This window comes from Bacillus sp. USDA818B3_A, from assembly GCF_009928415.1.
Taxonomy (GTDB): Bacteria; Bacillota; Bacilli; order Bacillales; family Cytobacillaceae; genus Neobacillus.
This window is the reverse complement of record NZ_JAABNN010000020.1, coordinates 82,057-96,143: the sequence shown is the minus strand read 5'-3', so window position 1 is coordinate 96,143 and position 14,087 is coordinate 82,057. Positions and strand designations below refer to the sequence as shown.

Here is a 14,087-nt window from a genome sequence, read left to right as displayed (position 1 = left end):
GAGGGGGGAGGAGTACAATTTACCGCAAGGTAGAAAGGCTCCCTTCTACTCGACTAGTGGGTATGGAAGATTTTTTTAAGACAGTCCTTTTATTGATAATCGCTTGTATCCTTTTATATGAGAATAAAAAGTGTCATATTATGGATAATAAAATTATAACAAGCGGTTGGAGGACTATATGATAAACAAAAGAAAAACACTTTCAATTTGCACATTGGCCATACCTTGGTTGACAATCCCTTTAATCGGTAAGAATACCTTTATTCGCTTTATGCCAGTTGCGACTTTTATTGGTTATTTTTTCGGACTTTTAAGTGAGACGGCTGACAATAATAAATGGTGGAAGGTTAAAAATCCTTTATTTCCAAATAATCGGCTGGATCTTTCATATTTACTTGGGCTTTTTTTTATTACAACCATATGGGTATTTAAATTAACCTTCGGAAACTTTTTTAAATATCTTACAACCAATATTATAATCGATTTAATCTTTTCATTTCCTCTTGTAAAATTCTTCACCAAGGTTGGGGTTTTTGAGTTTAAAAAAATGAGACCTAAACATTTTTTCATATTGTCTGTTTCTATGGCAATCATTATTTATATTTATCAATTATTAGTAGAACAAGCTATCTCTAAAGAGTCTAACCAAAATTAATGAAATTGTGAATGTTGTACTTAAGTTAATGGGCTGCAAAAGTGCAATAAAGCAACGCGATTGCGTTGCTTATTTTAATGGTAAAAATACTTCCTATAATGTTCCTTTCTAATGCTTCCTCTTAATTGCGCATAAATCCGGATAGTTTCACTTATTTCATGACCTAATAAGCCTTGAATAACAAAAGCCCTCAATTCTTTGATCAGTTTCATATATTTCCCATACTCTAGATAATAACAATTTCATCAGGCAGACATTTTCTTCCTTGTTTGAGGCAGGTGACTACTAGCATACTAATGATATATAATAATCATCAGCAGGGGGGAAATCATGAGCAAAACAGAGGAATTAAAAAAAGAATTACAGGTCTTGACCAGCCGGCGTGAACGGATGCAACAGAACCTTTATGAAGTAGAAAAACGCATTAATGAAATTGTTAATGAATTGAAAAAGCAATAAAAGAATGGGAGCGCCCCCGTTGGCGTTCTTGACTTATTTGTTTGCAAAGGTAAATTTTTTTAACTGGGTTGCTGCGGCAGCCTTTTTTTTATCTATCTGGGCAGTTTTTTCAAATCATTCTAATAATATTCCCCTATAAAATTTTCAATTCCTACTTCAAGTAATATAGTGTAATGTAATAAAATGGAATAAATAGCGTGTTAATGGGGGATAAATATGTTTTTCTTTAATAAAGAAGAGATTTACGTTGGATATTCAATGGGAGAATTATCAAAAGTAAGAGGAATTTAAACGAGTAAGGGCATTAAGTATACCTACAAAGTTATTAACCGTTCAAGTCAATGGTTGAGACAAGGTACAAATAGAGGAAACTTTGGAAGTGCTGGAATGAACAGTAATTTCGAAACACAATATGTCGTTTCTGTTAAGAAAAAAGACTCAGAGAATGCAAAATATTGGGTTAATACTGTTTTACACACATAATAGAATGTTTCTTTTTTAACTACATGCTGTTTAGTTAGAAAGGAAAAACCGTAAAGGAAAATTAAAAGAGTCTGAAAATCCCCAGACTCTTTTGGAAGCTTATTTTCAAAAATAATTTCTGTAATGAAATAGCATTACAACAAATGTGATTATGGTATAAGAAAGTGATGTGATAAAAGCAATAGTAGGTTTGAATTCAAAGGTCTGTTCTTCCATTTTTATTCCTGTTGTCCCTTGAACGGTCATATCCGTAAGCCGTGATGTAAAACCACCTTTAGATGTAGAAAACCAAATAATGATGGATACAATCATTCCAACAAGAAATGAATAGTCAATGAATTTTGCATGTGTAAGATAAGTAAAGCCAAGGCTCAATCCCAATAAAACGATTAAAGTGATTAAGATGTTTATTGTAATTTTCATATGTTGTTGTCTCCCCTATTTGAATTTTTCTGTATTTTTAAATAATAACATAAAATGGATATTAAAAATAACTGGAATGTTGACACAGCCTTTTCTTCCGCTTTTGGTACCTCTTTGGGGATGGCAATTGTTTATTATTATATAACTACAAGATTGAAGAAAAAGTAATCATAGCAAAGTTCCTTCGAGTTGCGGCCAGCAGCTTTTTTTTATCGTTGATCAACTAACAGACGGGTTAGGTTAAAAAGGAATGACTAAAATGTTAGATAATTAGGTGGTCAAAAAAGGAATTTTTTCTTTTATTGTTGAAGTTATATTTATTCGATCAAAAGGTGTGAATGATGTGAGTAGTTTTGTAAATAAGAACAATGTTGTACAATCCTTATTTTGGTTACTTCTCATATTTTCCGTTATTGCACAAATATCGGACCAACTCATAGTGTGGTTAGTCCCGAATACGGTTTCCATATGGGATGAAAGAATGTGGTTTACATTAGTACCAGTGTTAATTAACTCATTACTATTAATTTTCATTAAAAAGTATATAGTTAAGCCATTTATTTCTCATTTATCTCTTACCCTTAATACCTTATTGGTTATTTATTATTTTTATTATCAATTTATTTGGGATGTTGGAGGATGGTACCTATTTTAGAAATTGCATAGTTTGGTAAGTTATCAAAAAACGTAATATGGAAATAATTTAGGGGGGATTATTAGTGCAATTGTTTAAAGTTGGAGTAGGCCAAAGAATCAGTAATTATAATTCTGTTTCAGCATTATATTTAAAAATTTTAAAAACAGAGGAACCGACCAATATAGGTTTTATTGATATTGAACAAGGTGGTATTGTAGGTTATCACAAAGCACCAGTGCCACAGCTTTTTATAGTAATTCAAGGTGAGGGCTGGATTGAGGGAGAAGATAATACTAGAATAACGCTAAAAAGTGGTGAAGGTGTATTTTGGGACAAAGGTGAAGGTCACGCTAGCGGAAGTGAAAAAGGTTTAACTGCCTTAATTCTTCAATCTGAAATATTAGCCATGCCAACCGCATAAAATTCTTCAGCTAACGGGGGCTTCCTTAAAGGACTGGATGTAAAAAAGGGCATTTTTCAAGAGGCAGCAGTGCAATAAAACCTTATATGGTTTTAATTTACATACATAAAATTCAATGTAAAATTTAGTTGCGAATAGCCAAAGGGAGTATACCAATGAATAGATGTATTTTTTTTATTTCTTTAATTTTTGGATGGCTTGCAGTTTCGATTTCTCCTATTTTTGATACGATTATTGTTTCAAATTCTTATGATTTATCCTATCATAGACTTGGTTTCCCACTACCTATAATTGAACAACACACATCTTTAACGCCTATGGTAGATGACTTTCCTTTGACATTAGGGTTACTTAATCCCCAGGAAAATACAACCGATTTACTAGTTTTTAATTATATTCTTTCAATATTAATAATATCTTTAACGATTATGGTCTCTATTCAAACTATAAGGTTTTTAGTTAGAAAGCTGATAAATGTCTAACAGTAGTAATCCATAATTGAGGGGGTAATGTTTTGAACCAACACAAAATCATAATTACTCAGTATAATCCCAAGTACGCTGAACAAACAGTGAAAATGTGGCAAGATAGTAAGGAACAGGCAATTGGTCAGAAAGAAATTCATAGCTTTGAAAATCACGTTTACTTTTTAAATAATATATTACCTAAACAGTTTCAAATAAATTTAGCGTTAATTAACGATAGAGTAGTTGGAATGATTGCGTCTAATGAAACGGAAATAAGCCAACTTTATGTTCATATAGATTATCAAGGAATTGGTATAGGTCAAACATTACTAGATAATGTAAAAGCAAAATCAAGTGGGAGATTAACATTATATACATTTGAAGTAAATGAAAATGCACAACGATTTTATGAAAAGAATGGGTTTAAAATCATTGGTAGAGGACACGAAAATGAAGAGAATTTACCTGATATTCAATATGAATGGTTATTAAAATAAACAGCATTCCTGTAATCAAAGAAAATGGAGGTTTCACTTTTCTTTTGACCTAGTAAGCTCAGAATAATATCCAATCGCGCTCTCTTTTTCAATAAGTACGTGTATTATCTATTTTAGTAATGCCAAGTGCTGAATTTTTCCATAAAACTTGTTGGATCATTTCCCATTGATGATCTTCGCACCGAATCATGAGAACAATTTCAGATGTCATTTTTTTAAACCCCTTTTCACTTTTTTTCACCAACAGCAATTTAATAAGAAAGCCTAGTATCAACCCACTTACTGCACCAATAATTCCCCATATAATAGGTCCCCACTTGAATACAAACCCATAAATAGCACCCAAAAGCATAAGGCATGTCCCTAAAATAGCAGGACCGTCAAATAAACTAACACCATCGGCTTCATGAATGCTATCAAAAAGTCTTTTGGTATTTGATCTTTTGTTAAGAGGTGCAGCCAAAATTCGTTCCTTTGGAATCCTATTGACTTCAAGTTCAGAAATGGCTAATTCAATAGAAAGGGAATTTTCAAAAGTAGCAATGACATACAAATTTTTCACGCTCGCTTTTCAAATAGGAAATTCATAATCTGGATCTTGGTATTTTTGTTTTAAATACTTAGACATTTCTATTTCAAATAACTTGTTATTTTCAACAGATGAAACATACGCATCATACACAATAAAAAAGTAAATGGAAGGGAAGTAAAGAAGCCATTGAATATTAAGAGATTGTTTTACTTCTGCAAATCTCCCCAACATGGTTAGATTCATTGCTCCCAGGATATTTCCGAAATAACATATGGTAATGGTATAAATAAACATAAAAAATCCTGCAATCACATTATGTAGATAAAGCTGTCCTAGACCTGGAAATAATGCAGACCATGCAATGGCAACCCACGGTTTACGTTTATCCAAATAATTCATATCCCAAGAGCCGATTTTGAAATTTGTAATTGGAGCATTCTCCCGTTCTGCTAAAAGGAATTGTTTGTTTAGGTCAACCGTTGTGCGATAACCATCCCATATTCCAAACATGTAAATAGCCACGTAGAGAAATAACCATTGTTGATTGAGTACCTCCTTTGCTTTTTCAAAATCACCAAGTAAAGAATAAAAAATCCCGAGGTTTAGGTGAGCTTTCGCGTTAATAAATGATTCCCAAAGAATTAAAATAAAAGCTGATGCGTAGCGGTGTTGTAAAAAGTGACCGAATCCAGGGTAGGAAAATGAAAAGAAAGCAACAATCCAAGGATTTTTCAAGTGAAGCAGTGTGGTAGTAAATTGAGAAATATACGCTCTTTGTCTACGAAAGGGTGGGATTTGATTCATTATTTAGTTCCTCTTCCATAATAGGATTTGCCATTTATATGTTTACCAAATTCTCAAAAAATTAATTCTTCGGAATAGGATTGTTGTTCATTTTGCGAACAATTGCAATAAATGTTCGAGAAATAAGAAATGTGAATGTAAGTGCAAAGAAGCTTGTAAGTGAGGTCCAACCCTTATTAAATTTAATTAATCTTGTATGTTTTTCTAAAAAATGCTCTGCCACACTCATTGGGACACTGAAATATAAAGTTTTGAATAATATCCCTAATATATTCGATTTCATAGTAAGTTGGTTATAGAATAAACACGTTACTGGATAAATCAAATAATCAAATATAAAGCTATAATCAAAAGAGGTAAATAAATTTACTGGATATTTTAAATATCCCTTTTTGACAAGTAGATTGTCTAAAATGGAGGAGATAAATCCTTTAAAAAGAAAGATTAGCAACCAATCTTTTACTGGTGGTTTTCTGATTGAATATAATAAGGAAATTATTCCAAAGAGTAGTAATAACCTTAAAGTGTTTTTTTCGAATTTTCGATTCATATTTGCACCTCCTCTACAAGTATTCCCTAGATATCTAAACAATTATTTATTTAATTTCCTGCCTAAGAGTAATAGGGTAAAGGAGCCGGAGTTAATAATTCCAAACCTTCATGTTTTCCCACGATTATGCCATTTTCTTTTTTATTTTATGGGTTGTAATATTTCCTTCTTGGGTGACGAAAAATAGATTTGTTTGCTGGATTTTTATAAAAAGGAGGACTTTTCCAATTGATGAAACAATTTACAATTTTGATTGTGTCCATACTGGTTATGGCAGGGCAGCTCTTTCCTGGACAAGCATTTGCCCAAAAGCCTGACAGTACGGTTCAATTACGCTTGCTTGAAACGACCGATATTCATACATTTTTGGCCAATTACGATTATTATCAAACCAAACAGGATGACAAAGTGGGGTTGGTGAAAACCGCAACTTTGATCAAACAGGCACGAAATGAAGTGAAAAATTCGATGCTGTTTGATAATGGAGATGAAATTCAAGGGACTCCATTAGGAGACTATATGGCAAAAGTGAAAGGGGTAAAACCTGGTGAGGTTCATCCTGTGTACCGGTCTTTTAATTTATTGAAGTACGATGCCACTACACTTGGGAACCATGAGTTTAATTACGGCCTCGATTTTTTAAATGAAACACTGAACGACGCAAAAATGCCTGTGGTAAATGCCAACGTGTTCAAGGCAGGAACCAATGAGCCGTACTTTAAACCATATGTGATTTTAAAAAAGAGCGTGGTTGATAACCGCGGGAAAAAGCAACAGCTTAAGGTTGGGGTGATTGGCTTTGTTCCACCGCAAATCATGGAATGGGATAAGGCTAACTTAGAAGGAAAAGTGGAAACCAAATCGATAGTAGAGTCTGCAAAGAAATATGTCCCTTTAATGAAGAAAGAAGGGGCAGATGTAATCGTTGCCCTTGCCCATACTGGAATAAGCGGCGAACCCTATCAGCCAGGCATGGAGAATGCCGGATATTATGTAACACAAATCAAGGATATTGATGCAGTTTTCACTGGGCATCAGCATAACACCTTCCCTGGTCCTCTTTATAAGGATCTACCTAATACCAATCTCGATAAAGGCACAATTAATGGGAAACCGGTTGTAATGGCCGGGGCATTCGGAAGCCATCTTGGTGTGATTGATCTTCAATTACAAAAGAAGCAGGGAAAGTGGACCGTGGTTGATAGTAAATCATCTTTACGGCCGATTGTTGACGCAACAGGCCAATCCATTGTACAAACGGATGAGCAATTAATGAATGCCATCAAGCCAGAGCATGAGGCGACAATCAATTATGTGAATCAACCGGTCGGTGAAACAACCGCTCCAATATACAGCTATTTTGCACTAGTACAGGATGATCCTTCCATACAAATCGTTAATAATGCACAAACGGATTATTTGTTGGAGAAATTAAAAGATCCTGCCTATGCCAAGTATGCAGGGATTCCCGTTCTTTCTGCGGCAGCCCCTTTTAAAGCAGGCGGACGGGGAGGCCCTGGTTATTATACGGACATTCCTGCAGGAACATTGGCCATTAAAAATGTGGCAGATTTGTATTTGTACCCGAATACACTTCAGGCAAAATTATTAACTGGCGCCCAGTTGAAAGAATGGCTGGAAATGAGTGCGGGGCAATTCAAACAAATGAATCTGGCGGGTAATGGAGAACAGCCGTTAATTAATCCAGATTTTCCATCCTATAATTTTGATGTGATTGATGGAGTGCAGTACCAAATCGATGTGACGAAACCTGCAAAATATGATGCAAACGGGAATGTAATCAACGCAGGTTCTAGTCGGATTATCAATCTATCTTATCAAGGAAAACCAGTTACAGCTGATCAAAGGTTTATTGTGGCGACAAATAATTATCGTGCGTCAAGTACCACCTTCCCAGGGGTCAATCAAGGTGAAATGGTGCTTAAGGCGCCAGATGAGAACCGACAAATTGTGACGAACTATATTCAAGCACACAAACCGTTAAATCCTAGTGCCGATCAAAACTGGTCACTTGCAAAATTTAGCGGAACGGCCATTCCAGTTTTTGACTCATCACCAAATGCCCAAAAATATCTTGGCCAATTCCCAACTATCAAATACATGGGGCCCTCGAGCGGGGGATTTGCGAAATACTCGATTAACCTGAACCAGTAGAGTAGAAAGTTTTTAATATAGGGCTGTTTAAAGACGTTAACCTATTAAAAAGAAACCAATAAGCTAATTAGTAAAATTATGTTTATAAAAACTGCACCCTCCTTTGTTAGTTTTGACTAAACAATGGGGATGCAGTTTATGTTTTAATCCTCTTTTATAAACGTTCGGTGATAAAGCCATATATCAGATCCAATAATTCCTGGCTCCAGAAAGTACCCTCATGCGGTCCGTTATCCACTTCAATCATTTGGGCATCTGCTCCACAGTCACACAATTTATAAAACATATGAAGACTTTGCTCATACGGTACAGGCTCATCGTTATTTCCTTGTACTAGCAAGAATGGCGGATACTCGATTCCTTCCTTCACTTTATAAATGGGGCTCATATCCTTAAAAACATCCAAATTTTCTCGTGGATGTCCACCTGCCAGAGCGATATCTAATGGAGTCGGGTTGTTCAGGCGAGCTTCCCGCTTTAGTAAATCCGCAGGCCCAAAGCAATCCACGACCAACTTAACTTGATCAGAAAAATCGGCATATTCCTCTGTTCGATAGTTAGGGTCATCACCTGTAAGGCCAGCTAGTAAAGCCATATTACCTCCGGAAGAAGTACCCCAGATCCCAATTCGATCAGAATCGATATGATATTCTTCACTCTTAGCCCGCATGAACCGGATCGCCGTTTTTACATCCTCGAAGCAGGCAGGCCATTGGTGTCCGTCCAAACTGTTACGGTGAGTAATGGTTGCAATCACATAGCCTTTTGCAGCAAGCTGTGAGAGCTGTGGAATTTGATAATATATATTTGGAAAAGTCCAGCCGCTGCCTTGCACGAATACGATACATGGATATTTTTCCTGCGAGCCTTCAGGGATCTGCGGAGAAATAATCGCCATCTTCGTACCGCTCGGTTGAGAAAGCGAATAGACAATGTCTGGAAATATATGTGCCAGGCCTTTTAAAGACGGATTGTAATCAATTTTCTTAATTTCTGGGTATGCCATAGCTCGATCACCTCTAATAATTTTTGATGTTGCAATTGATAACGCAGAATATTTCTTGCATAATCTGAATCTCGAATACTTGATTGGCCGGAAGCTTACACTAGTACATCTGTCTTGCTAAGATTGATTAGCTGCACGGTTTCAGTATCTTTATCTAATTTCAAGCTTGCTTTCTGATTTTCACAAACCAGTTCATAATCACCTAGGAATCCTTCAAATGAAACGATCCCGTTATCATCTGTTTGGAAGGTCACATTTGTATTCCAATCACCTTTGATCAGTTTCTGCAGTACTTTATAAGAAGGTTTTAAGCTATTATCTTTTCTGGTAAATCCGGAAGGAGCACCAATCCATGCACCATCATCACTGAACTGCCAAGATGAAATGGCTTCTACCAATGGATGTTTAAACAGAATCGAATACATTTCTTCTACTTCTTTTGCCTGGCGTTCTTCATCTTCTGGTGTGGATGGCCAATCTGGAATCTGATAATCATTCAGGTCTCCAATTTCAGGCGGCATTAGATGTCCGGATAACAAGGAGTTTTCCGTAAAGTGAATCGGAAGACCAAACTGGGAGAACCGCTCCAGTACTTCTTCCAATTTCTCACGCCCCCAATACCCCTGATGCTGGTGGGACTGAATCCCAATTGCATCAATAGGAACACCGGCTTGTAAGCATCCATCAATTAAGATTTCATAGTTAATCGAAGTATTAAAATCATTTAATAATAGAGTCGCTAAAGGATTGCTTTCACGTGTTTTGGCAAACATTTCTTTAATCATTCCCACACGGCCAAGTTCCTTACAGATTCTTGTAATCCCGTTGTCATACTTATCATAGATTGGCATGATTACTACTTCATTGATAACATCCCACATATCGATTAATCCTTTGAAGTCTGAAACTTCCCGTTCAATTCTTGCCAACTGTGCTTTCAGGATTTCTTCGTTGCTCAGATCAAGAAGCCATGGGGCGGTTGCTGTGTGCCAGACAAGAGGATGTCCTTTCACAGTTACATTTCTTTCTTTTAACCATTGGGCTGCAGCCTTTAATTCTTTGGTCCGCGGTTTTCCTTTTACAGGCTCATATCCTCCCCAATAGTCAGGGAATACACCCCAATAGAAAGGGAGGGTGGCAAAGTTAAAAACATCTAAGAACTTATCCATTTTATCTTCCAAAAAGGCAAGTCTGTCAGCAGGTACACTTTTATTAGCTACTTCAATCGTGTCAAAAATTCCGCAGCCAAATAAAAACTTATGGTTTGTCTGTCTTAGTGATACTTCCTTTCCTTTAATAGGATTTCCTGAAGCATCCACGAGTTTAATAGTCGTGCGCGCCATTCGGTGTGAGAATGGATTTGTCTGGCCCATGCTATCCCTCCGTTATGTAAATGGTTTGGTAAAGATCTAAAGAAAACGCTTTCCTACTCTATTGAATTTTACCAGACTTACTTTAATCAGTAAACTAAGTATAAAGGAGAAATTACTCAAAATTTGCGATTAATAATATTTTCAAATTTTTTAAAAAATAATTATAATAGGTTTGTAAGCGCTTAGTTAATTTAACCGACAAACTATCATAATGGAAGGATTTGATGAATAAGTTAAAAACTAGTGAATTTACAGCCGGTTTATTCAGAGAGGGTACTATTTTCTGCCATGAACACTTCAATACAAGTGAATCAGCAAAAACCATTGTTCGTACATAAAAAAACAAGGAGTGAAAACGAATGGAATTTCGCTATTTAGGAAAAACGGGTTTAAGAGTGAGTGAGCTATGTTTGGGTGCAATGACGTTTGGCCGTGAAACAAGTGAACAAGACAGCTTCAAAATCTTAGACCGGTTCGTAGCAGAAGGTGGTAATTTTGTCGATACAGCCGACGTTTATACCAGAGGCATTTCGGAGGAAATCGTTGGTAAATGGCTGCAAGGCCAAAAAAGGGATGACGTGGTCCTTGCCACAAAAGTCCGGTTTCCTATGGGTGAGGGGCCAAATGATATCGGTCTAAGCCGAAAACATATCATTTCAGGTGTCAAAGAAAGTCTACGTCGCCTAGGTACCGATTATATTGATCTCTATCAAGTTCATGCTTGGGATCCGCGTACACCTTTGGAAGAAACATTAAGCACGTTAAATGATTTGGTTCGGGAAGGATTAGTCCGCTATATTGGAGCCAGTAACTTTAAAGGCTGGCAATTGCAAAAGGCAATTGACCTAAGCCGCAGAAACGGCTGGGAAGCATTTGTCAGTTTGCAGCCGCAATATAATCTTCTCTGCCGGGCAACAGAATGGGAATTACTAGACGTTTGTATCAATGAAGGATTGGGTGTACTTCCTTGGAGCCCATTACGCGGCGGATGGCTGAGCGGGAAGTATACCAAGGATATGGTGAACCCTCCCGAGAATACCCGTGTGGCTTTGGCGGAAAAAGAAGGTTGGGGAGAGTCCTGGAGCAATTATAATAATGAATCTACATGGCACGTGTTAGAGACGTTGTATGCTGTGGCGAAAGAAGCGGAAAAAACGCCGGCTCAAGCGGCCATTAACTGGCTATTACAACAATCAGGTGTAACAGCTCCAATTATCGGTGCAAGAACGATGGAACAATTGGAAGCAAACCTAGGAGCAGCAGGCTGGTCCTTAACGAAAGAGCAAATTGACCGATTGAACAAGGCAAGTGATTTATATGTAACGTATCCATATAATCAGGATGCGATCAACCAACGAAATAGAGGTAGAGAATAGAGTAGAATATTGACTGATTTCTAATTCAATTAAAAGCAGGAGGATGTTGGAATGGAATATCGTAGACTGGGAAATTCAGGTTTAAAGGTCAGTGAAATTGGGTTAGGCAGCTGGCTGACCTATGGTACAGCCATAGAAAAAGAAAAGTCTGCTGCTTGTATTCATAAAGCCTATGAGTTAGGAATTAACTTTTTTGATACAGCCAATGCCTACAACCGGGGAGCGGCAGAGGTGGTTTTAGGCGAAGCATTAAAGGAATACCCACGCTCAAGTTATGTGTTAGCAACAAAAGTTTTCTTTCCGATGGGAGACGGACCAAATGACAGGGGACTTTCGAGAAAACATATTATCGAGCAATGCGAGGCAAGTTTGAAACGTCTTGGGGTCGATTATATTGACTTATACCAATGTCATCGGTTTGATCCTGAAACACCAGTAGAAGAGACGCTTAGAGCATTAGATGATTTAACCTCACAAGGAAAAATCCTGTATGCAGGGGTAAGTGAATGGACAGCAGAGCAAATCACGGATGCAGCCCATGTGGCAAAAGAAAAGAATTTTAGGCCGATCATCTCCAATCAGCCAATCTACAATATGCTTGTCCGGTATATTGAAAAAGAGGTTTTGCCTGTCAGTGAGAAACACGGTATGGGGCAAGTTGTATTTTCTCCGTTGGCCCATGGAATTTTGACTGGAAAATATAAACCTGGACAAGAGATCCCATCAAACAGCCGTGCTGCCAATAAGGATACTAACAGATGGATTACTAGTTACTTAAATGATGAAGTCCTAACAAGCGTTCAAAAACTAGAAAATATTGCACAAGGCCTAGGAATCCACTTGTCAACATTGGCGCTTGCTTGGATTTTAAGGCAGCCAGGAGTAAGTTCTGCAATTATTGGAGCCAGCCGTCCGGAACAAGTGGAGGAAAATATAAAAGCATCTGGCTTCAGAATTCCTGAAACCATTCTTGAAGAAATCGAATCTGTGTTGGCAGAAATTAATGGGTTCGTACCAATCTGGTAACTTTTTGAATTAGAGCAGAAAAAAGTTCGTAAAATGTTCACAAATCATCCATTTCATGTTAAAATAATTATGGTTAAAACGATGGAAAATTCATTGATGTAAGTTAATCTAAATTGACTGTATATCCTGTTCTTCCATTGTGTCTATAGAGGGAAGGACTTCTAGTATCAGAAAATGCTCAGCGGTCAGCCCACTGTAAAACGGTACATGTATTAGCATGGGAACCGATTTATGGTGGGCTTTTTTGCATTTACTTTCAGAAGGAAAAGCTGAACGTTAAAGAAACTGGCAAACGTTCCAATGTATGAACAAAATCTTTAAAAATCAATTCATTGGAGGAAAAATTATGGCGTTTCATAGTTCTCAGCGTATTGCAGAATTAGCGGTGGAGGCAGGTGCAAAAAAAGTAACGATGCATCCATTGCATCTACTATTATTAGGGTTTTTAGGGGGAGCATTTATTTCCTTTGGATTCTTATTAGACATTCGAGTCATTGCTAATTTACCTCAGCAATGGGGTTCCTTTAGTTCACTTTTGGGAGGAGCGGTATTCCCAGTAGGGCTCATGTTAATCATTATTGCAGGGGGAGAGTTGTTAACAGGAAATATGATGGTGGTTCCGATGGCCGTTCTAGCTAAGCGTGCCAACCTAACACAACTAGGTAAAAATTGGCTGTTAGCATTATTCAGTAACTTTATTGGAGCAATCTTCGTTGCCTATTTCTTTGGTCATATTGTGGGATTAACGGAAACTGGACCATTCTTAACCAAGACCGTTGCAATTGCGGAAGCGAAGATTGATGAAACTTTTTTAAAGACCTTAATTTCCGCTGTTGGCTGTAACTGGCTCGTTTGTTTAGGTGTTTGGCTAGCCTATGGAGCAGATGATATCGGTGGAAAAATACTTGCTATTTGGTTCCCGATTATGGCGTTTGTTGCAATCGGTTTCCAGCACGTGGTAGCCAACATGTTTGTCATTCCCGCAGCAATTTTCTCGGGGCAGGTCACATGGGGGAATTATGTGTCTAACTTTGTTCCGGTCGTCATTGGAAATGCGATTGGTGGCAGTGTGTTTGTAGCCTTGATCTATTGGACGGTACATAAAGGATCTCTTCAATCAACATCTAAATCAAGTATCAAGAAAGCTAGTTAACAAAAATTTATTTTTAGTAGTTTAATAGATTTCTTCTGTTATTTACTAAG

At 37.0% G+C, this 14,087-nt stretch carries 15 protein-coding genes; 9 read left to right on the top strand and 6 right to left on the bottom strand.

Features of this window, described 5'->3' with window-relative positions; all coding sequences use genetic code 11:
• Positions 1 to 178: 178 nt before the first annotated feature.
• Positions 179 to 655 (top strand): hypothetical protein, encoded by a 477-nt coding sequence (locus tag GXK58_RS22290; RefSeq protein ID WP_160725384.1) that lies wholly within the window; start codon positions 179 to 181, stop codon positions 653 to 655.
• Positions 656 to 985: 330 nt separating this feature from the next.
• Positions 986 to 1,114 carry a hypothetical protein gene (locus GXK58_RS27590; protein WP_268875075.1) on the top strand — a complete coding sequence of 43 codons (129 nt, stop codon included), beginning with the start codon at positions 986 to 988 and terminating at the stop codon, positions 1,112 to 1,114.
• A 588-nt stretch (positions 1,115 to 1,702) separates the two neighbouring features.
• On the opposite strand, the gene GXK58_RS22285 is transcribed toward GXK58_RS27590, so the two are convergent.
• Entirely contained in the window at positions 1,703 to 2,020 is a 318-nt protein-coding gene (locus tag GXK58_RS22285) for a hypothetical protein (RefSeq protein WP_160725383.1), read from the bottom strand.
• A gap of 719 nt (positions 2,021 to 2,739) precedes the next feature.
• Here GXK58_RS22285 and GXK58_RS22280 point away from each other — a divergent pair.
• The 3 genes from GXK58_RS22280 to GXK58_RS22270 all read left to right on the top strand — a co-directional run bounded on the left by GXK58_RS22280 (position 2,740) and on the right by GXK58_RS22270 (position 4,042).
• Positions 2,740 to 3,078 (top strand): cupin domain-containing protein, encoded by a 339-nt coding sequence (locus GXK58_RS22280; RefSeq protein WP_160725382.1) that lies wholly within the window; start codon positions 2,740 to 2,742, stop codon positions 3,076 to 3,078.
• Between the two features lie 155 nt (positions 3,079 to 3,233).
• Complete coding sequence (locus GXK58_RS22275; RefSeq protein ID WP_160725381.1) at positions 3,234 to 3,560, top strand: hypothetical protein; 327 nt, start codon at positions 3,234 to 3,236, stop codon at positions 3,558 to 3,560.
• Positions 3,561 to 3,592: 32 nt separating this feature from the next.
• The gene (locus GXK58_RS22270; RefSeq protein WP_160725380.1) at positions 3,593 to 4,042 is read left to right on the top strand and encodes a GNAT family N-acetyltransferase; all 450 of its coding nucleotides are present in this window, start codon (positions 3,593 to 3,595) and stop codon (positions 4,040 to 4,042) included.
• Positions 4,043 to 4,130: 88 nt separating this feature from the next.
• On the opposite strand, the gene GXK58_RS22265 is transcribed toward GXK58_RS22270, so the two are convergent.
• The 3 genes from GXK58_RS22265 to GXK58_RS22255 form a co-directional block, all read right to left on the bottom strand.
• On the bottom strand, positions 4,131 to 4,604 hold the full coding sequence (locus tag GXK58_RS22265; RefSeq protein ID WP_160725379.1) for a hypothetical protein: 474 nt from the start codon (positions 4,602 to 4,604) through the stop codon (positions 4,131 to 4,133).
• Between the two features lie 9 nt (positions 4,605 to 4,613).
• Positions 4,614 to 5,378, bottom strand: coding sequence for a hypothetical protein (locus GXK58_RS22260; protein WP_160725378.1), 765 nt, complete (start codon positions 5,376 to 5,378; stop codon positions 4,614 to 4,616).
• 61 nt (positions 5,379 to 5,439) lie between these two features.
• Positions 5,440 to 5,928 carry a CBO0543 family protein gene (locus tag GXK58_RS22255; protein WP_160725377.1) on the bottom strand — a complete coding sequence of 163 codons (489 nt, stop codon included), beginning with the start codon at positions 5,926 to 5,928 and terminating at the stop codon, positions 5,440 to 5,442.
• A 231-nt stretch (positions 5,929 to 6,159) separates the two neighbouring features.
• Here GXK58_RS22255 and GXK58_RS22250 point away from each other — a divergent pair, with 231 nt between their 5' ends.
• Entirely contained in the window at positions 6,160 to 8,103 is a 1,944-nt protein-coding gene (locus GXK58_RS22250) for a bifunctional 2',3'-cyclic-nucleotide 2'-phosphodiesterase/3'-nucleotidase (protein ID WP_160725390.1), read from the top strand.
• Between the two features lie 154 nt (positions 8,104 to 8,257).
• Here the strand turns inward: GXK58_RS22250 and GXK58_RS22245 are convergent, their stop codons facing one another.
• Together GXK58_RS22245 and GXK58_RS22240 are read right to left on the bottom strand one after the other, a co-directional pair.
• Entirely contained in the window at positions 8,258 to 9,109 is an 852-nt protein-coding gene (locus GXK58_RS22245) for a prolyl oligopeptidase family serine peptidase (RefSeq protein WP_160725376.1), read from the bottom strand.
• Between the two features lie 95 nt (positions 9,110 to 9,204).
• A complete protein-coding gene (locus tag GXK58_RS22240) occupies positions 9,205 to 10,482 on the bottom strand; it encodes an endo-1,4-beta-xylanase (protein WP_160725375.1) in 1,278 nt (425 codons plus the stop codon).
• A gap of 359 nt (positions 10,483 to 10,841) precedes the next feature.
• Between GXK58_RS22240 and GXK58_RS22235 the strand changes: the two genes are divergently transcribed.
• The 3 genes from GXK58_RS22235 to GXK58_RS22225 all read left to right on the top strand — a co-directional run bounded on the left by GXK58_RS22235 (position 10,842) and on the right by GXK58_RS22225 (position 14,037).
• Positions 10,842 to 11,858 (top strand): aldo/keto reductase, encoded by a 1,017-nt coding sequence (locus tag GXK58_RS22235; protein WP_160725374.1) that lies wholly within the window; start codon positions 10,842 to 10,844, stop codon positions 11,856 to 11,858.
• Positions 11,859 to 11,909: 51 nt separating this feature from the next.
• Entirely contained in the window at positions 11,910 to 12,884 is a 975-nt protein-coding gene (locus tag GXK58_RS22230; protein ID WP_160725373.1) for an aldo/keto reductase family protein, read from the top strand.
• A 346-nt stretch (positions 12,885 to 13,230) separates the two neighbouring features.
• A complete protein-coding gene (locus GXK58_RS22225; RefSeq protein WP_160725372.1) occupies positions 13,231 to 14,037 on the top strand; it encodes a formate/nitrite transporter family protein in 807 nt (268 codons plus the stop codon).
• The last annotated feature ends 50 nt before the right edge of the window (positions 14,038 to 14,087 follow it).